Below are 21,101 nucleotides of genomic sequence, written 5' to 3' on the forward strand. Positions count from 1 at the left end.
ACGTCAACCTCACAGGGTACGGGGGCCGCATGTCCACGTCTGTCACTCGTCGCACCGTTCTGGTCGGTGGGGCCGGTGCCGCCATCGGCCTGGCCCTGCCCGGCCGCGCCGCCCACGCCGGTGACCGCCATCCCGCACGTGTGAGCTTCACCCTCGACGCGACAACACTCGACGGCGGTGAACAGGTCACCTCGGTCACCCTCGACACCCGCCGGCTCGGGCCGATCGACCCGGCCGGGCTGACCCCCGGCACGTTCAGCGTGCACGCCAAGGCCACCAGCCCGCTCCCCATCGCCCCCGGCGACCAGATCTTCAGCGAGTACGACCTGGACCGTACGGTGACCGCGGCCCGGCTCGACCGGCACGGCAACATCGTGCTGGAGCTGAGCACCGCCGAAGGTCAACCCGGCGGTGGCACCCTCGGCTACATCCTGAGCAAGGGCCGTAACGTCCGGCTGGACCTCGTCTACACCATCACGCAGAACACCCCGATCGCCCGACGCCACGGCTCGCCGGTCACCATCACGCGCTTCGTCCAGGGACGACTGTCGAACCCCGAGGTGGACGCCTTCAGCTACCACGTGTCGGGCTCGGGTATGAAATACCGGCTGTACTCGCCCGACAACTCGCCCCGGCGGGGTCGCCAGCCGCTCGTCGTCTGGCTGCACGGCGCCGGCGAGGGTGCCTCGCTGCCCGACGACTACTACGATAACGAGACCACGCTGCGCGCCAACCGGGGGGCGCTCGGCTTCGCCACCCCGCAGGCGCAGCGGATCTTCGGCGGGGCGTACGTCGTGGCTCCGCAGAGCACCTCGTACTGGATGGAGGACGGCCCCCGGTTCGCCCCGCTGATCCGCGAGATCGTCCAGGACCTCGTCCGCCGCGAGCGCGTCGATCCCGACCGGATCTACGTGGTCGGTTGCAGCAACGGCGGCTACATGTCGCTGGAGATGACAGTGGCCTATCCCGACCTGTTCGCCGCGTCGGTGCCGATCTGCGGCGTCGTCGAGCCGCTCGGCGGGGAGGGCCCGCCGCTGATCACCGACGCGGAGCTGGCGAACATTCGGACCCCTACCTGGCTGGTCACCTCGCTTGACGACGACACCGTGCCACCGGAGACCAACACGATCCACGCCCACGACCTCATCCCGGGATCGCTTGTCAGCCTGTACGACCACGTCGTCTGGAACGGCTACCAGTTCCCCGGCCACTGGTCCTGGATCTACGTGGCCCGCAACGACCCGAGCCTCAACGGCACCCACATCTGGCAGTGGATGGCCCGCCGCCGTCGGTGAGCGCAGCGGGTGCGGCAGCCCGAGCCCGGGCGGCCGCACCTGCTCGGCTCAACACCAGGTGAGTGTCGAGTTGACCCGCGAGACGTTGCTTATCGTGTTGTTCGCCCCACCGCAGGGGCTCTGGGTGATGTTGGTGCTCCTGACGGTCAGGTTCTGGAACCGGATGCCGGAGGAGATCGGGAGCTCGCCGCGATCCGTACCTCACCACCGCCCGTCACCGTCCCGGAAACCCCGGCGACGACGACGTTTTGACATCCTCGCCGTCCTGAAGGACGGAGATTCCCGCCACGCTGCGTGTGGGACACACGGCGTCCGGGTGGGTTACCGCTTCGCCGCGCGGTGCCAGCACGGATGCTGGTCTTACCTGCGCTTCACGGTCGTTGAAGTCCGCCTGTCCGGCGGCCTTGATGTTCTTCGACCCGTCTGTCGGTGCGGCAGTGCCGGCCGAGGCGTCGTGGCCGATCCGGTTGATCACCGCGCGGTGACAGCGGACCGGGTGTGTCCAGGAAATCTAGCCGGTGACCTGCTCAGCGTCCGGCCGAGGGTTGGCGTCGTGCGCGCGAGGGTCGACCGGTCGGCACGGTCAGAGGGCGACCAGACCGGTTCGGTACGCGACGACGACGGCCTGGACCCGGTCACGGAGGCCCAACTTGGCCAGGATCCGGGCGACGTGTGTCTTCACGGTAGCCTCCGACAGGTGCAGGCGGCCGGCGAGTTCGGCGTTGCTCAGACCGTGCGCCAGCAGGCCCAGCACCTCCAACTCCCGTGGGGTCAGAGCGGCCAGGTCCCGATGGATGGCCGGCGGGTCGGAGTCGCGCTGGGCGAACCGTTGCACAAGCCGCCTGGTGATCGTCGGCGCCAGCAGCGCGTCACCGGAGCGGACCAGCCGGACCGCACCCACCAGATGCTCCGGGGTGACGTCCTTGAGGAGGAAGCCGCTCGCTCCCGCGGTCAGTGCCGCGTACACGTACTGGTCGAGGTCGAAGGTCGTGAGCATGATGATGCGCGGCGCCTCGCCAACACCGGCGAGGATCTGGCGGGCCGCCGCGAGACCGTCCAGGTCGGGCATCCGGATGTCCATCAGGACCACGTCGGGGCGGTGCCGGTGGACCGCCTCGACGGCCTCGACCCCGGTCGTCGCCTCGGCGACCACGTCGATCCCGTCGGCGGTCAGGATCATCCGGAACCCGGCCCGGACCAACGCCTGGTCGTCAGCGACCACCACCCGCAGCGCTGCGGTCATGCCGTGCCCCCCAGAGGTGTGCCGGTCCGACCGTCGTCCGCGACGTCGTCGATCATGGCATTTTCCAGCGGGATCAGGGCCTGGACCCGGTATCCACCGGTGAGTCGTGGACCCGCCCGCACCGTGCCACCGTAGACCGCCAGTCGCTCGCGCAGACCGATCAACCCGCGCCCGGTGCCGGTACCGGCGGTCGCGCCGGCTCGACCGCCGGTGTCGGTCACCTCGACCCGCAGGTGCGTCCCGGCATAGTCGACGAGCACGCGCACGGATGCGCCGGCAGCGTGTTTGACGGCGTTCGTCAACGCCTCCTGCACCAGTCGGTACACGGTCAGCTCGATGCCGGACGGCAGCGGCCCTCGCTGCCCGCGCAGGACCAGCTCGACCTCGACCCCCGAGTCACGCACCCGCCGCACCAGCGCGCCCAGCCCATCGAGGCCGGGCTGCGGAGCCAGCTCGGCCGCGCCCTCCTGCCCCAGAACGTCGTCGTCCATCGTGAGTAGCCCCATCACGTGCCGCAGCTCGGTCATCGCCGCCCGGCCGCCGGCTTCGACAGCGAGCAGCGCCGCCCGGGCGTCCTCGGGCCTGGACTCCATCACCTTGCGGGCCGCGCCGGCCTGGATCACCATCACGCTGACGTTGTGGGTCACCACGTCGTGCAACTCCCGGGCGATCCGGGCCCGTTCGACCTCCGTTGCCCGGCGCAGCGCCTCGACCTGCTCGTGCTCCATGGCCGACATCCGCGCCCGGCCCTCGTCGGCGTGCTCCTTCCACCGGCGGAGCCCGTCGGCCGCCACCGCGATCGGCAGCAGGATCAAGAACGGCACGGCGCTGTCGGACACCGAGCTGGCGTCCGACTGCAACCCGGCGTGCAGAATCGCGGCCGCCGGCAGGCTGGCCAACGCCAGGATCTTGTACGGGCTGAAGACAGCGGCGCTGTAGCCGGCGACCACGCAGGCGAAGAAGGACAGCCGCAGCGCGGCCGGATTGTCGTCGACCAGCCCGGCGCTCGCCAGCACCACCCAGAGCGTCCCCAACGGGTACCGGCGGCGAAACAGCAACGGCAGGACGACGAGCATGAGCAGCGCCGCCGTCCAGCCGCTGCCGTCGTCCTCGACCGGCAGGAAGGGCGGCCACACCGGGTCGGGTGGCACCTGCGGACCCGACCAGACCTCACCCCGCTCGAACACGATGCGGTGCTCCGCCGGCCGGTCATCGACACCCCGGTCCGCCTGGATGGCGAGGAGACCGAGCCCGAGCGCCAACAGCGCGTCGAACAGCTGCCCCCGGCGCGACAACGGCGGCAACTGGCCGACCGGACGAGCCAGGGACCGGATGTGAGACCACAGCCGGTTCACCATCGCACGCCACGTCATCGGTTCATTCTCGGTGCCGACCGCGCCCGTGCCTATCCGCCTGGCGAGCGGTGTCGCTACATCGCACGCCTACCTCGCAGGGATGACGCCGGCACCGCTCATCCCGACGCGGTACCGAAGATGCCTCCCGCTGCCGATGTATCCGACTCGTACCCGCCCCTAGCGTCAGCCTCGCCAGCTCACCACCACCTGAGGAGACGGGGACATGACCACACCGCTTATCGAGTTGCACGAGGTGACACGCCGGTACGACGAAGGGCCACCGGCGCTGCGTGAGGTGTCGTTGAGCGTCGCGCCCGGTGAGGCGGTGGCGATTCTCGGCCCGTCCGGCAGCGGCAAGTCGACGATGCTGAACCTGGTGGCCGGGCTGGACCGGCCGAGCACCGGCACGGTCACCGTCGACGGGGTGCGGGTCGACCAGCTCGGCGAAGCGGCCTCCGCCCGGTACCGCAGGGCCCGGATCGGCCTGGTGTTCCAGTTCTTCAACCTCCTCGACGACCTGACCGTCGCCGACAACGTCATGCTGCCGGCACAGTTGGCCGGCATGGGCCGCGGCACCGCCCAGCGGCGGGCGGCCGAGCTGCTCGGCCGGCTCGGCGTCGACCGACACGCCGGCGCGTACCCCGGGAGGCTCTCCGGCGGTGAACGGCAGCGGGTCGCCGTCGCCCGCGCGCTGATGAACCGGCCGCCGCTGCTGCTGGCCGACGAGCCGACCGGGGCGTTGGACACCGCCTCCGGCGAGGAGGTCATGCGGCTGCTGACCGAGCTGCACGCCGACGGCCAGACCATCGTCGTGGTCACCCACGACCTGGTCCTCGCCGAGAGGTGCGCGACCCGGACCGTCCAGCTCCTGGACGGGCAGGTCGCCGCCGACTCCGCGCTGGAGCGGGCCCGATGAGCGCGCTGGCTCGGGTGGTGCGGGCCGGGGTCGGTCGGCGACGCGTACAGACTGTCGTGATCGGCCTGGTCGTGATGATCGCGGTGACCTCGGCCGTCCTCGGCGGTTCGTTGATGGTGGCCTCCCGGGGACCCTTCGACCGGGCCTTCAGCCAGCAGCAGGGCGCGCACCTCACCGCCCAGTTCGACGCTGGCGTGGTCACCGAGGCGCAGTTGGCCGCCTCCGCGGATGCCGCCGGGGTCGCCGGGTCGGCGGGACCGTTCCCGAACGCGGAACTCAACGTGACCAGCCCGATGGGCAACCCGGTGCCGCCGCTGACCGTCGTCGGGCGTGCCGATCCGGGTGGCGCGGTCGACCGGGTCGAGGTCGTCGACGGCCGGTGGGCGACCGGCCCGGGGGAGATCGTGCTGGCCACGGGGGAGCGCCTGCGGTTGCCACAGCAGGTGCTCGGCCAGCGGTGGACGGTGTCCGACGCGCCGGGCAGCCCGGCGGTGACAGTCGTCGGGCTCGCCCGGTCGGCCAGCCAGACCGCCGACGCCTGGACCACCCCGGCGCAGCTCGCGGCGTGGACCGGACCGGACGGCCCCCGCGCCTACCAGATGCTCTACCGCTTCACCGAGGCTGGCACGGCGGCACAGGTCCAGGCCGGCCGGACCGCCGTGCAGGCGTCCGTCCCCGCCGCCGCGCTCGACAGCGCCGTGTCGTGGCTCGACGTCCGCCGGGAGGCGACCGGCGAGACCGTCCTGCTGGTGCCGTTCCTGATCGCCTTCGGCATGCTGGGTGTGGTCATGGCGGTGCTGATCATCGGCAACGTCATCGCCGGCGCGGTCTCCACCGCCACCCGCCGGATCGGCATCCTCAAGGCGCTCGGCTTCACGCCAGCCCAGGTGGTTCGGGCGTACGTGGGGCAGGCGCTCATCCCGGCCACCGTCGGCGCGGCGCTCGGTGTGGTCGCCGGCAACCTCCTGACCGTGCCGATCCTCGCGCAGACCAACCAGATCTACGGTACGGACGACAACGGTGTCGCGCTCTGGGTCAACGCGGTCGTGGCCGGCGGCGCGCTCACCCTCGTGGCGGTGACCGCCCTGGCCGCCGCGGCCCGGGCCGGCCGGTTGCGCAGCGTCGACGCGCTCGCCGTCGGGCGTACCCCCCGACCCGGTCGCGGTCGATGGGCGGCCCGCCTGACCAGCCGGCTGCCGATCTCCCGGCCGGTGACGCTCGGACTGGCCCACCCCTTCGCCCGACCGGTACGAGCGGTGAGCATCGTCGCCGCGATCGCGTTCGGCGCGGCCGCGGTCACCTTCGCGGTCGGTCTGGGTACGTCGCTGAACCGGATCCAGGAGGTCGAGGACATCGCCGACGTCCAGGTCGGGCAGCCGCACCGGGCGCCGCAGGGCGGGCCACCGCCGGGCCCGGGGCAGCCGCCGGGCCCGGGGCAGCCGCCGAGGCCGGGGCAGCCGGAGCCGTTCGGCGACCCGGCCGCGATCGAGCGGGTGATCGCCGACCAGGCGGGCACCGACGGGTACCTGGGCATGGCCCGCAGCGAGATCACCGCCGGGGGGATCACCGGAGAGCTGGAGGCGGTTGCCGTCACCGGGCCGGACGCGGCGCGCTACTACCGGATGGTGTCGGGGACCTGGCTGACCGGCCCGGCGCAGATCGTCGTCTCGACGCCGTTCCTGACCGCTGCCGGCAAACAGGTCGGTGACCGCATCGTGCTGACCGACAAGGGTGTCGACATCCCCGTCACGATCGTCGGTGAGGCGTTCAACCTCGACGACGACGGCATGCAGGTCGTCACCGACGTCGCCACCCTCCGGGTGGCCGAGCCGGAGCTGGCGCCGTCGATCTACTACGTCACCGTGGCGTCCGGCACCGACGCCAGGGCGTACGCCACGGCGTTGACGGCGGCTCTGGAGCCGCTCGGCGCGCTGGCCGACGGACTCAACCACGAGCCCGACGAGATGATCATCATCATCAACGCGCTGACCGGGCTGCTCAGCCTCCTGCTGATGGTCGTCGCCGGCCTCGGCGTGCTGAACACGGTGGTGCTGGAGACCCGGGAACGCGTCCACGACCTGGGCGTGCACAAGGCGCTCGGGATGACACCCCGGCAGACCACGGCGATGGTCATCGCCTCGGTGGTGGTCACCGGCCTGGTCGGCGGCGTGGTCGGCGCGGCGGTCGGCGTGCTGCTGCAACGCACGGTCATCACCGAGATGGCGAGCAGCGTGGGTTTCCGCCTGCCGGACGCGGTCCTGGACGCGTACGGCTCGGTCGACCTGTTGCTCTTCGGTCTCGGCGGGCTGGTCATCGCCGTGGTCGGCGCCCTGCTGCCGGCCGGCTGGGCGGCGAAGACGCGGGTCGCGGTGGCACTGCGAACCGAGTGACGGGAGGGGAGCCGCCGCTCGCGGGAGTTGCCCGTGTGCGGCGGTCAACCGCGTGTGCCGGAAACTCAGATGGTCGCCGTGTCGCCGGGGCGCAGGTCGACGAGCACCTGTCGCAACCCCGCCTCCTCGAAGGCACGTACGACGTCGTCGGCGCCCTGGGTGTAGTGCGCCCAGCCGTGCTGGTGCACCGGGACCACCGCCCGCACACCGAGCAGGGCCGCCGCGCGGGCCGCCAGTTCCGCCGTCAGGGTGAGGAACCCCTCGCCGCGTGCCGCGATGTGGGCCGCGCCCAGGTTGAGGATCGCGATCTCGATCGCAGGGAACCGCTCCGCGATCACCGCCACGACATCCACCGAGGCGTTGTCACCGCTGACATAGACCGTCGGCCAGCCACTCGCCTCCAGCACGAAGCCGATCACCGGACCGTTGACCACACCGATCTCCGGCGTACCGTGCAGCGCCGGAACCGCCGTGACGCGCAGGTCACCGACGTCGGCGTGCTCGAACGGCCGGAGGCCGACCGCGCCCGGGCCGAGATTCGGCGCGCCCGCCGCCGTGGTGAGCACCCGTCGGGACTGCCGTGCGTACTCCCGCCCGGAGATGTCGAGATTGTCGAGGTGGTGCTCGTGCGACACGAGCACCAGGTCGGCCTGGCCCAGGTCCCCGGGTGAGATGGCCGGGCCGGCCAGCTTGGTCGCGGTGACCTTTCCGTAGTGGTACGTCTGCGGATCGTCGAAGGTCGGATCCAACACGACGCGCGAGCCCGCGTAGTCGAGGACGGCCGTCGGCCCGCCGATGGCGCGCACGGTCAGCTCTGTCATGGTGCTCTCCCTGGTCTCCGGTGGCACCCGCGGTCGCTCGCACGAGGTGCGCGAGTCGGCGTTCCCACTTTTCGGCAGGGAACGCCTCGATCTCGCGGCGGCCGGTCCGGGAGGGTCGCCGGCGGCCGGCAGGGATCACTCCGTGCCGAGTCGGCTCTTCTGCACCTTGCCGAGCGCGTTGCGGGGCAGGGCCTCGACCAGCCGCACCTGTCGGGGACGCTTGTGCGTCGACAGCTGTCGGGCCACGAACTCGATGAGGCGCGCCTCGTCGATCCCGTCGCCCACGACGTACGCCGTCACCTGTTGGCCGAGGTCAGGGTGCGGAGTGCCGACCACCGCTGCCTCCCGGACGCCCGGATGCGCCAGTAGCGCGTCCTCCACCTCGCCGGCGCCGATCCGGTAACCGCCGCTCTTGATCAGATCGGTGGCTGCCCGGCCGACGATGCGATGCCAGCCGTCCGGACCGATCGTGGCCACGTCGCCGGTGCGGAACCAGCCGTCCGCGGTCCGGGTGGCGGCGTCCGCGTCGGGCCGGTTCAGGTACCCGTCGAAGAGGGTCGGGCCGCACACCTCCAGCTCGCCCATCGCCACCCCGTCGGTGGGCATCGGGCGGCCCTGCTCGTCGACGACCCGGGTGCGTACCCCCGGCAACGGCAGACCGACGGCGCCGGGCCGGCGGGGGCCGTCGGCGGTCGCGCTGATCGTGATCAACGTTTCGGTCATCCCGTACCGCTCGACGATCTGATGGCCGGTGAGCCTGGTCAGGTCGGCGAAGACCGTCGCGGGCAGGGCGGCGCTGCCCGACACCAGCAGCCGCGCGGCGCGCAGCGCCCGGGCCGAGGTCTCGTCGGCGGCGATCCGGGACCAGATGGTGGGGACGCCGAAATAGAGGGAGCCGGCCGCCGCCGCGTACCGCTGGGGGCGGGGTTGGCCCACGTGGTGCAGCCGGCTGCCCACGCGCAGGGGGCCGAGCACCCCGAGCACCAGGCCGTGCACGTGGAACAGCGGCAGGCCGTGCACGAGCAGGTCGTCAGGCGTCCACCGCCAGGCCGCGGCGAGCCCGTCGAGACAGGCGGCGATGGCTCGGCGGGAGAGCGTCACGCCCTTCGGCGCGCCGGTGGTGCCGCTGGTGTAGAGGATCAGCGCGATGCCGGCCGGGTCGGGCTCCGGGTGGAAGGTGTCCGATCCTCGGCCCAGGTCGATCGGAATTGTCGGCAGCCCGTCGGATGGCTGCTGGTGCTCAGCGTGAGCCGGCACGAGCATCGCTCCGGGCGCCGAGTCGCGGAGAATGTGCTCACGTTCCATCGGGCCGGCGTCCGGCGGCACCGGGATCACCGCGGATCCGGCCAGCAGCGCGCCGACGACACCGACCACCGTGTGCAGGCTGGCAGTCGCGTCGACGGCGACACGGTCCACACCGCGCAGGTCGTCGGCCACCGCGGCGGCGAGCCGTCGCAACTCAACCCACGACGTGGCCCGGTCGTCGATCCGGATCGCATCCGGACGCTCGTCGGTTGCCGACAGCAGCCAGCTCAGCAGCACAGGCACGTGACCCTTCTCGTCGTGCCCCGCGTGCGCCACCGGCGTACGCGGGGTCAGCCGGTGCCGCCGAGGTGGTGCCAGGTGGAGCTGATGGCGGCTTCCAGTTCGGCGCGCATCCGCTGGGGATCCGCGGCCATCCGGGCCGCCACCGCGGCATCGGAGTAGAGCATGGTGATCGCGCCGACCAGGGTGCCCACCATGGCGCCGACAAGCGCCGCGGCGGCTACCGGGTCCAGCGTGTCGGGATAGGCGTCGAGCAGCGCCCGGACGATCTCGCGTTGACCTTCCAACACCTTGCGCACGGCGCCGGCCTGTAGTGCCGGTGTCTGGAGGATCAGGTTGGCGCGGACACGCTCGGACTGGCCCATCAGGTCGGTGTCGGAGTGGAGGACCGAGTGGAACGCCCGGACCAGCAGTTGCGCGGGGGTCTCGTCCGGACCGGGGTGCGCCAGCACAGCGGTGAAGAGTTCCAGCTTGAGCGGGGGATCGTCGAACAGCACGTCCTCTTTGCTGGCGAAGTGGACGAAGAAGGTGCGGGGTGAGACGTCGGCGGCGGCCGTCACGTCGGCGATTGTGGTCTCGTCGTATCCCTTGCTGGCGAACAGTGCGATCGCCGCGTCGACGAGCGCCTGTCTGGTGCGCGCCTTCTTCCGCTCGCGAAGGCCCATGTTGCCCGTCATCGCTGCATCCTACAAGCCCTGATGTTGCATCCATTGCAATCTTGCAGACAGTGTATCTGGGCTGCGGGCATGGAGAGAACCCTTGATCGGTTGGGGCGCACCACGGCCCGGCACCCATGGCTGACGCTCGCGGCCTGGGTCGTGAGCGTCCTGGCGTTGCTCGGTGTGGCCCAGGTCAGCGGCGGCGCCTTCGTGCCGATGCTGTTGTTCGCGGTCCTTTTCGGACTCTCCATGGACTACGAGGTGTTCCTGCTGTCGGCCGTCAAGGAGGAGTACGACAGTGGCCACGACGCGCAGCGCGCCGTCGTGGTCGGCGTGGACAGCACGGGTCGGCTGATCACCGCCGCCGCGGCGATCATGACGGTGGTGTTCCTGTCTTTCGTGCCGATCGAGGACACCAGCATCAAGATGATCGGTATCGGGCTGGCCACCGCCGTCATCATCGACGTCACAGTCATCCGCCTGGTGCTCGGCCCGGCGGTGCTGAGCATCCTCGGGTCGGCCGCCTGGCGTCGATGGCCGGGCCGGCGTCACCCAGAATCGCAGCCTGCCGTGGGCGACCACAGCAAAAGGCAGGGAGATCCGACTCCCTGCCACTTCTAACTTATAGCGTACCGGGGGGCTTGCGGCAAGACCCGGGTCGTGCCGCAGAATCGGCGGCTGCGGTGCGCTGGAGCACCGTCTCCGGGGAGGTGGCGATGATCGAGCCGTACGTTGTGGATCTCCGAGAGGTGGACCGGACCTCTGTCGCGCTCGTTGGCGGCAAGGGCGCGAATCTGGGCGGACTGACCCGGATCGACGGCATCCGGGTGCCGGCCGGCTTCTGCGTCACGACTGCCGCCTTCCAGCGGATCGTGGCGCAGGGGCCTGCGATCGACGATCTGCTCGATGAGCTGGCGCGCCTCAGACCGGACGACCGGGACGCGATCCGCGTGCTCAGCGCCGAGGTCCGCCAGCGCATCGAGGGGACCGCGATCCCTGACGACCTCGCGGCGGAGATCACTGACACGCTCCTCGTGCACGGCGAGCAATCCGCCTACGCCGTGCGTTCCAGCGCGACGGCGGAGGACATGCCGACGGCCTCCTTCGCGGGCCAGCAGGACAGCTACCTGAACGTCCGGGGTCCGGCGGCGATCCTCGCGCACGTCGGCCGGTGCTGGGCGTCGCTGTTCACCGAGCGGGCCGTGACCTACCGCCTCCGCAACGGCTTCGAGCACCGCAGGGTCGGCATGGCCGTGGTCGTCCAGCAGATGGTCGTCCCACGGTCGGCCGGCATCCTGTTCACGGCCGACCCCGTCACCGGCAATCGCAAGGTCGCCACCGTGGACGCCAGCTTCGGCCTCGGCGAGGCACTGGTCTCCGGTCGGGTGAACCCGGACGTCTTCAGGGTGCGCGACGGTGCGGTCGTCGACAGGGCGGTCGCCGCCAAACAGGTCGCGGTGCACGCCCTGCCCGGTGGCGGGACGCACGAGGTGACGATCGACGGCCAGCGGCAGGAGCAGCCGGCGCTGACCGATGAGCAGGTCGTCCGGCTCGTGCGACTCGGGCGACGCGTCGAGGCGCGGTTCGGCTGTCCGCAGGACATCGAGTGGTGCCTGGTCGACGATGACTTCCAGATCGTGCAGAGCCGGCCGATCACCACGCTCTTTCCCATCCCCGCGGCCGACGACCAGGAGAACCACGTCTATCTTTCCGTCGGCCACCAGCAGATGATGACCGATCCCATGAAGCCGCTGGGCCTCTCCATGTGGCAGCTGACGGCCATGACGCCGATGCACGAGGCGGGCGGCAGGCTGTTCGTCGACGCGACCCGGATGCTGGCCGCGCCGGCGAGCCGCGCCAGCTTCCTGGAGTTGGCCGGCCGAACCGATCCGCTGACCGGGGACGCGCTGCGGACCGTCCTCGACCGCCCCGGTTTCGTCCCGGCGCTGCCGGACAGCGGTCCCCTCCAGCCGCCGGGCGGTGCCACGGCCACCCCGATCGCTACCGACCCCGACATCGTCACCCAACTGATCGAGCGCAACGAGGCGTCCGTCGCCGCCCTGCGGCACGACATCGCCCCGTTGACCGGACCAGCGCTGTTCGACTTCCTGCTGAAGGCCTTCGACGAGCACAGGCGGGACCTCGGCGATCCGTTGAGCATGCAGGCGATCATGGCGGGGATGCAGGCCACCTGGTGGCTCAACGACCGGCTGGGGGAGTGGCTCGGCGAGCGGAACGCCGCCGACACCCTCACCCTGTCCGCCCCCGGCAACGTCACGTCGGAGATGGGGCTCGCGCTGCTCGACGTCGCGGACGTGCTCCGCCCGCACCCGGAGGTGGTGGCGTTCCTGCGGGGCGTCGAGGACGACGGTTTCCTGGACGAGTTGCCGAAGCTCGCGGGCGGGGCCGAAGCGCGCGACGCCATCGAGGCCTACCTCGACCGGTACGGCATGCGCTGCGTCGGCGAGATCGACATCACGAGGCCGCGGTGGCGCGAACGCCCGGCCACGCTGCTGCCCGTGCTCCTCGACAACGTCGCGAACTTCGCGCCGGGCGCCGCCCAGCGGCGCTTCGAGCAGGGACAGCAGGAGGCGCAGCGCAAGGCGCAGGAGGTGCTGACGCGCCTGCGGGCGCTGCCGGACGGGGAGCAGAAGGCCGACGAGACCGAGCGGATGATCGAACGGGTCCGGACCTTCGTCGGCTACCGGGAGTACCCGAAGTACGGCATCATCAGCCGCTACTTCGCCTACAAGCAGGCCCTGCTGCGAGAGGTCGAGCGCCTCGTGCGGGCCGACGTGCTCCGCGAGCCGGAGGACGCCTTCTACCTCACGTTCCAGGAGTTGCACGACGTCGTGCGCTCACACCAGGTGGACCACACGGTGATCCGGCAACGCAGGGACGCGTTCCGGTCGTACCACGCGCTCACGCCGCCCCGGGTGCTGACCTCCGAGGGCGAGGCCCTCACCGGGGCGTACCGACGCGACGACGTGCCGGCCGGCGCTCTGGTCGGCCTACCGGTCTCCGCCGGGACGATCGAAGGGCGCGCCCGCGTCATCCTGGACCTGGCACAGGCTCATCTCGAACCGGGTGACATCCTCGTCACGGCGCACACGGATCCGAGCTGGACGCCGCTCTTCGTCGGCATCGCAGGCCTGGTGACGGAGGTCGGCGGATCGATGACACACGGCGCGGTGATCGCCCGGGAGTACGGCCTGCCGGCCGTCGTCAGCGTGGTGGACGCCACCCGGCTGATCCCCGACGGGCAGCGGATCCGCGTACACGGCAGCGACGGCTACGTCGAGATGCTGCCCTGACTGACCGGTCGCCCGTCGGCGGGTGGGGTCGCGCGCCCATTTAATGCGGTGCCGACGACACGGGTGCCTCTCTAGGGTGGAGTGATGCCGTCGGTCAAGCAGGTTCAGATCACCTTCGACTGCGCGGAGCCGGAGCGGGTCGCTCGGTTCTGGTGCGCGGTGTTGGGATACGTCGTACCGCCGCCACCGGAGGGCTTCGCCACCTGGGACGATTTCGAGGCGACCCGGCCGGCTGCGCAACGGGGTTCGGCGTTCGCCTGCGCCGATCCCACCGGGGTGGGACCGCGCCTGTTCTTCCAGCGCGTGCCCGAAGGCAAGGTCGTCAAGAATCGAGTGCACCTCGACGTGCGGGTCGGCACCGGGCTCGTGGGTGATGAGCGAGTGGCCGCGTTGGAGGCCGAATGCACGCGACTTGTCGCGCTCGGTGCGACGCGCGTGCGGCTGCTGACCGCCGACGAGGACAACGAGTCCTGCCTCGTGATGCAGGACGTCGAGGGTAACGAGTTCTGTCTCGACTGAGGGGCCGCACCACCTGCGACTAGATCGGGAACCGGCCCCGGCGCCAGCGCCAGTGGCGGCCGGCCGCCAGGTGGTCGACGACCGCACGCTGGAGCACGGTGTCGCGCGGCAACTCGTCGAGTGGCGTGGTCAGGGTGCGGAACACGAATCGTCGCACCTCGACGTCGGCGTCCAGCCCCTCCGGCTCCTCGTAGGGGTCCAGTTCGAAGCGCCGTTGGAACCGGATGATGTGGGAGTCCGCGGGCAGGTACTCCCGCAACTGCGGGTCGAGCAGCCAGGAGCCGCAGGCGAACGCCGTGTAGTGCTCGTCGGGGAAGTGGCGGGGGAAGAACGCGCGGGCCTCGTCGAGCGACGCCTCGACGGCCTCGGGGGTCAGCGGCCCCGCCTCGGGGATGTGCAGGTCGATGCCGGTGCCGCCGCGCTGGTGCTGCAATCGGCCCAACTCGTAGAGGCCGCCGCGCGCGTGCAGCGTCAGCCAGCTCTGCATGACCGGCCAACCCTCGCGGCGCATCCGCCTGTCGATCGCGAGGTTGCGGCCCAGGTCCGCGAGGGTCGCCCAGGACACCTCGTCGGTGACGCCGTGGTCACGGTGGTAACCCCGGACGACGTCGACCAGGGCCAGGTACGCGTACACGTAGAGGTGCCGCCAGGCGGGACCTCGGTCGCGCGGCAGCTCCGGACCGGGCGGCAGCCAGCCGTGGCCACCGAGATCGGCGAGAACCAGGGCGGTCGAGCGGTCGAGCAGCCAGCGCAACTCGGGTGTCCACAGTGGTGATTCGGGGTGGGGCCAGCCCGCCATGATCTCGGCGGCGTCGTCCGGTCGTACCGCGAGCCGGTCGAGGATCGCGGGCGCGTCGGCCGGGGCGGGCAGCGGAGCGGACGGCCCGTCGTTCGCCAGGCGGTGCACGCGGTCGACGTCCTCGACGGGCACCCCGAGCCGATCGGCGACGACGTCCAGATTCACGCTGCCGATCGTACCGGCGGTGGATGCGCCCCATCGCCCGTCGATGCTCTGGCGGCCCCGATCCCTGGCGGGCCACCGGCGTGGCGTCGGGTGATCCGGCAGCGGCGCCCGGTGTGGCGCGGGACACGAGTTTGCCCTGTCTGGCATCAGCCGTCCTGACCGGGGCATCCGTAGTCGTTCGGCGGTTCTGCGCCGGCGAGCGCGGTCTGTCGGTATTCGGGTTCCCCGCCGACCGGTCGGGCCGAGGTCCGGTGGCAACCGTTCGCCGCCGTTGCTACAGTCAGATTGTTGCTAACGCAAATTTATCGCTAGCAACTACTTCGAGAAGGGACCCTTCGATGACCAAGCTCGCCGTCATCTACTACTCCTCCACCGGCACCGTCCACGCCATGGCCCAGCGGCTCGCCGAGGCTGGCGAGAAGGCCGGCGCCGAGGTGCGCCTGCGCCAGGTTCCGGAGCTTGCCCCGGCGGAGGCCATCGCCTCCAACGCCGCCTGGAGCCAGCACTTCGACGCCACCAAGAACGAGGCGAAGGCGACCGCCGACGACCTCGTCTGGGCCGACGCGGTGCTGTTCGGCTCGCCCACCCGGTTCGGCAACGTCGCCAGCCAGCTCAAGCAGTTCCTCGACACCCTGGGCCCGCAGTGGGCGCAGGGCCTGCTTGCCGACAAGGTGTACGCCGGCTTCACCGCGACCATGACCGCCCACGGTGGCCAGGAGTCGACGCTCCTGGCGCTCTACAACACGATCCACCACTTCGGCGGCCTGGTCGTCGCACCCGGCTACACCGACCCGCTGAAGTTCGCCGACGGCAACCCGTACGGCGTCTCGCACGTCACCGGCGGAAGCAACGACGCGCCGCTCGGCGACGCGCAGCTCAACGCCCTCGACCACATGGCGCAGCGGGTCGTCAAGATCGCCAACAAGCTCGCCGCCTGACCGCCCTCGCTGGGGCCGGTCTCCATCGATGGAGACCGGCCCAGGCATACTCGAACGCTTCCCGGGCTGGTCCGGGGCCGCGGGCAGCACGAGGGGGTTCCGATCAACACGATCGCCGAGCGGATGGCGGCGTCGTACTTCGACGCCATCAGGGGCCTCTGTGCGGTCACCCCGAAGGGCTGGTACGCCGAGCGAGGCACCGCCCGCGCAGCTCTGACCCACGCCGGGGTGGCGGCGCTGAACGCGGCCTACGACACGACGCTCGAACCGGACCTGGCGGCGCTCGACGAGATGGCGGTCGAGGTGGGCAGGCAGGCCGCGCATTGGTCGATCATGGTTCGCGGCGAGGCGGACGACGAGGTACGCGCTCTCGCGGCCCGACACGGGCTGCTCCAGAGCAATGATCTGCCGATGCTGGCCTGCGGCGCGGAGGACATTGTGTTCCGGGCCGACGCAGGAGAGTCGGTCCGCCAGGTCCGCGCGGCGGAGGCCGACCTCTACACCGACACCCTCACGCGGGGCTTCGAAGCTCCCGAGGGCACCTTCGGCTCACTGATGGGCGGCGGTGTGCTCGACGCCGACTCCATCACCGGTTACCTGGCCGAGGAGTCCGGTCGGCCCGTCGGCACGGGGCTCGCGATGTCGACCTCCGGCGTGGTTGGCGTGTTCAACATCGCGGTCGTGCCATCCGCACGAGGCCGCGGACTGGGCCGCGAGATCACGGAGGCCGTACTGCGGGATGGCATCGCGGCCGGCGCGGACGCCGCCTACCTGCAGTCGAGCGCGATGGGCCGGGCGCTCTACGAGTCGATGGGGTTCGGTCTCGTGGAGACCTGGACCGTCTTCACAGCGGGCTGACGTCACAGCGGGCTGACGAGCACGCGTTCGCGCAGGACGACCGCAGCGGAGAGGGAAGAACAGACATGGGTTTCAGCGAGGACGTTCGCGCGGCTTTCCGTCGGGGCGAGACCGACGCGGTGGTGCGCATGAGCGAGGCCGAGATCGACAGGGCACGGGCCGCCGGCGATCCGGCGGTGGAGGTGGAGGCCCGCTACAGCCTCGCCCGGGTCGCCATCCGTGGTGGTGACCTCCCAGGCGGGGAGGCGCGCGCCCGGGAAGCGCTCGAGGTCGCCCTTCGGTCCGGCGATCGGAGTCTGGAGGAGCGGCCCCGCCACGTGCTGGCCGCGGTGGCCCGGATGTCCGGCGACCTGACCCGGGCCCGGCAGCTCTACCGGGAGAGCATCGCGCTCAACGAGGCTCTGGGCCAGCCCAAGCTCGTCAACTCGGAGACCCACAACCTCGGGTTCTGCGAGTTGGGTCTCGGCAATCTCGACGCGGCGCGGGCCTTGTTCGCCGCGAGTCGGGAGAGGGTCTTCCGCAACGGCTGGGCGGACTTCGTCCCGTACGTCTGCCTGGCGGGCGCGGCGCTCGCGTCGGCCCACGGCGACCACGCGCGGGCCGGCCTGCTGGTCGCCGTCACGGACGCCGCCTTCGCGGAGCTGGGCCAGGTGCCCGACCCCGACGACGCGGCCGACCTGGCCGCGGTGCGGACGGCCGCGGTCGAGGCGCTCGGCGCGACCGGCTTCGCCGCGGAGTACGCGCGGGGCCAGCATCTCGCACCGCGTGCGGCGTTCGTCGAGGACGCCGACTGACGCGATCGACACCCACCGCGCCGACGGCCCCGGCTACCCGGCCCGCCGCGGCTCCGCGACCGCCGCGATGGCGGCATGGGGCCGTTGACCGCCTTCGGCCGGCCGCTGTACGCGTTCGACCTCCCGGAAGCCGGCCCGGCTGAGTCGCTCGGAGACCTCGTCGGGAGGCCAGCGGTAGGCGGTCACCACCTTGTGCGCGAAGGGGCCGACCTCGTCGGCGTCGAAGAAGCCCAGCACCAGCTTGCCGCCCGGGGCCATCGCCCGGCCGAACTCACCGAGTACGCCGTCGACCTCCTCCGGCGGCAGGTGGATCAGCGAGTACCAGGCCAGGATGCCGTCGACGGAGCCGGTGGCGACGTCGAGGCGTTCGAACGACCCGAGGTGGAACTCGACGTCCGGGTGGGCCGCCCGCGCATGGGTGACGAACTCGGGGACCAGGTCGATCCCCCTGGCGTCGACGCCCAGCGACCGAAGGTAACCGGTGAGATGGCCAGGGCCACAGCCCAGGTCGAGCACCGTGCCGGTCTGACCGGCCAGGTGTCGGCCGATGAAGGCCGGGTCGTCCGGGTTGATCTTCTGGGTCGTGCCGAACAGGTCGATGTAGAGATCTGCGACGGACCCGTACGCCTGCCGAACCTTCTCGCTCCGCACCGCCGGAACTATACGAGGCCCGGGTGGGGCGGGGTCAGGCGCACGCCGCCGGGGTCGGGGGGCCGACGATCCGGTGGTGGTCGAGCATGGCGCGGAGCCGGTCGGCGTCGGAATGGCCGAGCGCGCCGAGGATGTCCAACGCCCTCGTCCAGGCGAGCCGGGCGGCCTCCGGGTCGCCCGCCGCCTGGTGGCTCTCCCCGGCGTGGGTGAGCGTGTCGGCCTCGTAGTAGCGGTCGCCGAGATCCCGGAACAGCTCCACCGCCCGCTGGTAACAGACGGACGCCTGCTGGAAGTCGCCGAGGTGGTGGTGGGCGTAGCCGATGCTGTCCCAGGTGTTGGCCTCACCGAACCGGTCGCCCACCTCGCGGACGAGACGCAGCGCCCGCCGGCAGTGCCGCAGGGCCGCGCCGTGGTCGCGGAGCTGGGCGTACTGCCAGCCGACCGAGTTGAGGGCGCGGGCCTGCAGAGCGCGGTCACCGACGGCCTCGAACAACGTCAGCGCGTGCTGCGCGTGGGCCAGGGCCTCCCGGTGCCGCCCCTGCCGGGCGCAGACCCAGGCGATGCTGCGGGCCACGTGCGCCTGGCCGGTCAGGTCGCCCAGGAGGGCGTACAGGTCGGCCGCCTGTCGGAGCTGGGCGTGCGCCTCGGCGAACTGGCCCAGGTGGGCGCGGGCACGGCCCAGACCACGGCGTACGCCCGCGGCCGCCCACCTGTCGGCGAGCAGGTCGGCGGCGGTCAACGCCGTCTCGTGGGTCGTGGTCCAGTCGTGCCAGTGACCCTTGCGGTCGAAGAAGTCGGCCATCGTCCACGCCAACCGCCACGCGTGCGCGTAGAGCCCGTCCTCCGCCGCGCGGGTCACGGCGTTGAGCAGCACCGGATGCTCCGCGACGAACCAGGCCATCGCCTGTCCGGCGTCGGCCGGCGCCACCGCCGCGACGCCGGCGTGGACGATGCCCAGGTCGATCGGGTCGCGGAAGGGTTGCAGGAGCCGGGCGCCGGCATACGCGACGTGCAGATAGGAGTCGAGCGCGCGGCGCACCGCGGCCTTCCGCTCACCGTCGCTGTCGAGGTCGTGGGTCAGCTCGGTCGCGTAGACGCGTAGCAGGTCGTGGATCGCGTACCGGCCGGCCGTGTGCTCGATGACCAGGTGGGTGCGGGTCAGCTCGGTCAGCAGCGCCCGGCCCTCGCGCAGCGGGACGCCGGCCAGGCTGGCCGCGGCCGGCACGGCGATGTCCGGACCGGGGTGCAACCCCAGCAGCCGGAACATCCGACCGGCCGCCGGGCTCAGTGCCCGGTAGGACCACGAGAAGACCGCGCGTACGTCGGTGGTCGGGTCACCGCCGTCGAGGGCGTCCAACGCGTCGGCCGCGTCGCGTAACTCACCGGCCAGGGCCGCCAGCGGGAAACCGGGACGGGTGGCGGCCCGCGAGGTGGCCACGGCCAGTGCGAGGGGCAGCCGGGCGCAGCTCGCGATGATCTGATCGACGGCGATCGGCTCGCTGGCGACGCGATGACCGCCCAGCCGGCGGGCCAGCAGGTCCCGGGCCTCCGACGCGGGCAGCAGGTCGAGAGCGAGCGGCTGGGCGCCCTCGCCGGCGACAAGCGAGGTGAGCTGATTGCGGCTCGTCACCACTGCGACACAGCCGGCCGAGCCGGGCAGCAGCGGGCGGACCTGCTCCGCGTCGCGCGCGTTGTCGATCAGGACGAGGACCCGTCGGCCGGTCAGCAGACTGCGGTAGAGCGCGGCCTGTGCGGACAGGCCGGCCGGGACACGCTGCACCGGCACACCGAGCGCGTCCAGGAATCCGCGGATCGCGTCGGCGGGGTCCAGCACCGCCCCACCGGCGTCGAAGCCCCGCAGGTTGACATAGAGCTGGCCGTCCGGGAAGCGCTCGGCGACCCGGTGGGCCCAGTGCACGGCGAGCGTCGTCTTGCCGACGCCAGGTGTCCCGGAGATGGTCGAGATGACCACCGCGGGCGGGTTCGGCGCACCCGGGCGGCCGAGCCGGTCGTCGAGCCAGCGCACCTCCGCGTGGCGACCGGCGAAGGCGCGTACCGCCGGGGGTAGTTGGGCCGGCGCGGGCTCCCGGGCCGCGACCGTGACCACCTCCCCGGCCGGCGTCGACCAGGCGAGCGCCGGGTCCTGCGCCAGGATGGCGCTCTCCCGGTCGCGCAGCGCCGGGCTCGGCTCGATGCCCAGGTCGTCGCGCAGGGTGCGGCGCAACCGCCGGTACGTCGCGAGCGCGTCGGACTGTCGGCCGGCGCGGTAGAGCGCCACCATGAGTTGGTCGTGGATGTGCTCGTCGAGGGGATGGTGCTGGGCCGACAGTTCCAACTCCGGTACGAGTTGCGCGTGCTCGCCGAGCGCCAGGCGGTTGTCGGCGAGCGCGCGCACGGCGACCAGCCGGAGGTGTTCCAGGCGTTCGGCCTGCGCGTGCAGCCAGTCGAGGCTGGCGACGTCGACGAGTGAACGGCCCCGCCACAGGTCGAGGGCATCCGCCAGCAGCGCGCGGGCGTGCCCGTGGTCGGTCGACCGGGTGCCCTCGCGGATGAGCCGCTCGGCCACCTCGACGTCGGTGGCCTCGCCGGGCAGATCCAGCAGGTAGCCGGGTGGACGACTCAGGATCGCGCCGCGGGCGCCGAGGACGCGACGCAGGTAGGACACGTGACTCTGCAGGCTGTTCGGCGCGGTGGCGGGGGCCTGGTCCGCCCAGATCACGTCGATCAGGCGGTCGGTGCTGACGATGACGCCCGGGTGCAGGGCGAGCACGGCGAGCACGCCCTTGCGGCGGAGTCCGGAAATCGTGCGGGCGGCCGTCTCCGTGGTCACGTCGACCGG

18 protein-coding genes are annotated in these 21,101 nt (G+C 71.8%); 9 read left to right on the plus strand and 9 right to left on the minus strand.

Annotation, left to right across the window (positions count from 1 at the left end; translation table 11 throughout):
- Positions 1-29: 29 nt before the first annotated feature.
- A complete protein-coding gene (locus tag ACLQ29_RS22280; protein ID WP_425773429.1) occupies positions 30-1,295 on the plus strand; it encodes a prolyl oligopeptidase family serine peptidase in 1,266 nt (421 codons plus the stop codon).
- Positions 1,296-1,509: 214 nt separating this feature from the next.
- Here the strand turns inward: ACLQ29_RS22280 and ACLQ29_RS22285 are convergent, their stop codons facing one another.
- From ACLQ29_RS22285 to ACLQ29_RS22295, 3 genes are all read right to left on the minus strand, one after another.
- Entirely contained in the window at positions 1,510-1,770 is a 261-nt protein-coding gene (locus ACLQ29_RS22285) for a hypothetical protein (RefSeq protein ID WP_425773430.1), read from the minus strand.
- Positions 1,771-1,878: 108 nt separating this feature from the next.
- Positions 1,879-2,538 carry a response regulator gene (locus tag ACLQ29_RS22290; protein ID WP_425773431.1) on the minus strand — a complete coding sequence of 220 codons (660 nt, stop codon included), beginning with the start codon at positions 2,536-2,538 and terminating at the stop codon, positions 1,879-1,881.
- Entirely contained in the window at positions 2,535-3,911 is a 1,377-nt protein-coding gene (locus tag ACLQ29_RS22295; RefSeq protein ID WP_425773432.1) for a sensor histidine kinase, read from the minus strand. The genes ACLQ29_RS22290 and ACLQ29_RS22295 overlap by 4 nt, the downstream gene beginning before the upstream one ends.
- Before the next feature lie 205 nt (positions 3,912-4,116).
- Here ACLQ29_RS22295 and ACLQ29_RS22300 point away from each other — a divergent pair, with 205 nt between their 5' ends.
- Complete coding sequence (locus ACLQ29_RS22300) at positions 4,117-4,809, plus strand: ABC transporter ATP-binding protein (RefSeq protein ID WP_393361468.1); 693 nt, start codon at positions 4,117-4,119, stop codon at positions 4,807-4,809.
- Positions 4,806-7,199 (plus strand): FtsX-like permease family protein, encoded by a 2,394-nt coding sequence (locus ACLQ29_RS22305; RefSeq protein WP_425773433.1) that lies wholly within the window; start codon positions 4,806-4,808, stop codon positions 7,197-7,199. The genes ACLQ29_RS22300 and ACLQ29_RS22305 overlap by 4 nt, the downstream gene beginning before the upstream one ends.
- Before the next feature lie 65 nt (positions 7,200-7,264).
- On the opposite strand, the gene ACLQ29_RS22310 is transcribed toward ACLQ29_RS22305, so the two are convergent.
- The 3 genes from ACLQ29_RS22310 to ACLQ29_RS22320 all read right to left on the minus strand — a co-directional run bounded on the left by ACLQ29_RS22310 (position 7,265) and on the right by ACLQ29_RS22320 (position 10,242).
- Complete coding sequence (locus tag ACLQ29_RS22310) at positions 7,265-8,020, minus strand: MBL fold metallo-hydrolase (RefSeq protein ID WP_425773434.1); 756 nt, start codon at positions 8,018-8,020, stop codon at positions 7,265-7,267.
- A gap of 135 nt (positions 8,021-8,155) precedes the next feature.
- On the minus strand, positions 8,156-9,562 hold the full coding sequence (locus ACLQ29_RS22315; RefSeq protein ID WP_425773528.1) for an acyl-CoA synthetase: 1,407 nt from the start codon (positions 9,560-9,562) through the stop codon (positions 8,156-8,158).
- A 53-nt stretch (positions 9,563-9,615) separates the two neighbouring features.
- Positions 9,616-10,242 carry a TetR/AcrR family transcriptional regulator gene (locus ACLQ29_RS22320; protein ID WP_425773435.1) on the minus strand — a complete coding sequence of 209 codons (627 nt, stop codon included), beginning with the start codon at positions 10,240-10,242 and terminating at the stop codon, positions 9,616-9,618.
- 69 nt (positions 10,243-10,311) lie between these two features.
- Here ACLQ29_RS22320 and ACLQ29_RS22325 point away from each other — a divergent pair, with 69 nt between their 5' ends.
- The 3 genes from ACLQ29_RS22325 (at position 10,312) to ACLQ29_RS22335 (ending at position 14,057) form a co-directional block, all read left to right on the plus strand.
- Positions 10,312-10,845, plus strand: coding sequence for an MMPL family transporter (locus ACLQ29_RS22325; RefSeq protein WP_425773436.1), 534 nt, complete (start codon positions 10,312-10,314; stop codon positions 10,843-10,845).
- Between the two features lie 95 nt (positions 10,846-10,940).
- Positions 10,941-13,538: a rifamycin-inactivating phosphotransferase gene (rph, locus tag ACLQ29_RS22330; protein WP_425773437.1), complete on the plus strand. Its 2,598-nt coding sequence runs from the start codon at positions 10,941-10,943 to the stop codon at positions 13,536-13,538.
- Between the two features lie 84 nt (positions 13,539-13,622).
- A complete protein-coding gene (locus ACLQ29_RS22335; protein ID WP_425773438.1) occupies positions 13,623-14,057 on the plus strand; it encodes a VOC family protein in 435 nt (144 codons plus the stop codon).
- Positions 14,058-14,076: 19 nt separating this feature from the next.
- Here the strand turns inward: ACLQ29_RS22335 and ACLQ29_RS22340 are convergent, their stop codons facing one another.
- A complete protein-coding gene (locus ACLQ29_RS22340; RefSeq protein ID WP_425773439.1) occupies positions 14,077-15,021 on the minus strand; it encodes an acyltransferase domain-containing protein in 945 nt (314 codons plus the stop codon).
- A gap of 338 nt (positions 15,022-15,359) precedes the next feature.
- Here ACLQ29_RS22340 and wrbA point away from each other — a divergent pair, with 338 nt between their 5' ends.
- The 3 genes from wrbA to ACLQ29_RS22355 all read left to right on the plus strand — a co-directional run bounded on the left by wrbA (position 15,360) and on the right by ACLQ29_RS22355 (position 17,611).
- Positions 15,360-15,959 (plus strand): NAD(P)H:quinone oxidoreductase, encoded by a 600-nt coding sequence (gene wrbA / locus ACLQ29_RS22345; RefSeq protein ID WP_425773440.1) that lies wholly within the window; start codon positions 15,360-15,362, stop codon positions 15,957-15,959.
- 123 nt (positions 15,960-16,082) lie between these two features.
- Positions 16,083-16,817 (plus strand): GNAT family N-acetyltransferase, encoded by a 735-nt coding sequence (locus ACLQ29_RS22350; protein ID WP_425773441.1) that lies wholly within the window; start codon positions 16,083-16,085, stop codon positions 16,815-16,817.
- A gap of 65 nt (positions 16,818-16,882) precedes the next feature.
- Positions 16,883-17,611, plus strand: coding sequence for a tetratricopeptide repeat protein (locus tag ACLQ29_RS22355; RefSeq protein ID WP_425773442.1), 729 nt, complete (start codon positions 16,883-16,885; stop codon positions 17,609-17,611).
- Between the two features lie 33 nt (positions 17,612-17,644).
- Here the strand turns inward: ACLQ29_RS22355 and ACLQ29_RS22360 are convergent, their stop codons facing one another.
- Together ACLQ29_RS22360 and ACLQ29_RS22365 are read right to left on the minus strand one after the other, a co-directional pair.
- Complete coding sequence (locus ACLQ29_RS22360; protein ID WP_425773443.1) at positions 17,645-18,262, minus strand: class I SAM-dependent DNA methyltransferase; 618 nt, start codon at positions 18,260-18,262, stop codon at positions 17,645-17,647.
- Between the two features lie 34 nt (positions 18,263-18,296).
- Positions 18,297-21,092, minus strand: coding sequence for a BTAD domain-containing putative transcriptional regulator (locus tag ACLQ29_RS22365; RefSeq protein ID WP_425773444.1), 2,796 nt, complete (start codon positions 21,090-21,092; stop codon positions 18,297-18,299).
- Between the last annotated feature and the right edge of the window lie 9 nt (positions 21,093-21,101).

The organism is Micromonospora sp. DT228, from assembly GCF_049841595.1.
In the GTDB taxonomy this organism is placed as follows: Bacteria; Actinomycetota; Actinomycetes; order Mycobacteriales; family Micromonosporaceae; genus Micromonospora.

Coding starts and splice junctions, on each gene's coding strand:
- ACLQ29_RS22280 (WP_425773429.1), top strand. CDS start 30: ATGTCCACGTCTGTCACTCGTCGCACCGTTCTGGTCGGTGGGGCCGGT.
- ACLQ29_RS22290 (WP_425773431.1), bottom strand. CDS start 2,538: ATGACCGCAGCGCTGCGGGTGGTGGTCGCTGACGACCAGGCGTTGGTC.
- ACLQ29_RS22295 (WP_425773432.1), bottom strand. CDS start 3,911: ATGACGTGGCGTGCGATGGTGAACCGGCTGTGGTCTCACATCCGGTCC.
- ACLQ29_RS22300 (WP_393361468.1), top strand. CDS start 4,117: ATGACCACACCGCTTATCGAGTTGCACGAGGTGACACGCCGGTACGAC.
- ACLQ29_RS22305 (WP_425773433.1), top strand. CDS start 4,806: ATGAGCGCGCTGGCTCGGGTGGTGCGGGCCGGGGTCGGTCGGCGACGC.
- ACLQ29_RS22310 (WP_425773434.1), bottom strand. CDS start 8,020: ATGACAGAGCTGACCGTGCGCGCCATCGGCGGGCCGACGGCCGTCCTC.
- ACLQ29_RS22320 (WP_425773435.1), bottom strand. CDS start 10,242: ATGACGGGCAACATGGGCCTTCGCGAGCGGAAGAAGGCGCGCACCAGA.
- ACLQ29_RS22325 (WP_425773436.1), top strand. CDS start 10,312: ATGGAGAGAACCCTTGATCGGTTGGGGCGCACCACGGCCCGGCACCCA.
- rph (WP_425773437.1), top strand. CDS start 10,941: ATGATCGAGCCGTACGTTGTGGATCTCCGAGAGGTGGACCGGACCTCT.
- ACLQ29_RS22335 (WP_425773438.1), top strand. CDS start 13,623: ATGCCGTCGGTCAAGCAGGTTCAGATCACCTTCGACTGCGCGGAGCCG.
- wrbA (WP_425773440.1), top strand. CDS start 15,360: ATGACCAAGCTCGCCGTCATCTACTACTCCTCCACCGGCACCGTCCAC.
- ACLQ29_RS22350 (WP_425773441.1), top strand. CDS start 16,083: ATGGCGGCGTCGTACTTCGACGCCATCAGGGGCCTCTGTGCGGTCACC.
- ACLQ29_RS22355 (WP_425773442.1), top strand. CDS start 16,883: ATGGGTTTCAGCGAGGACGTTCGCGCGGCTTTCCGTCGGGGCGAGACC.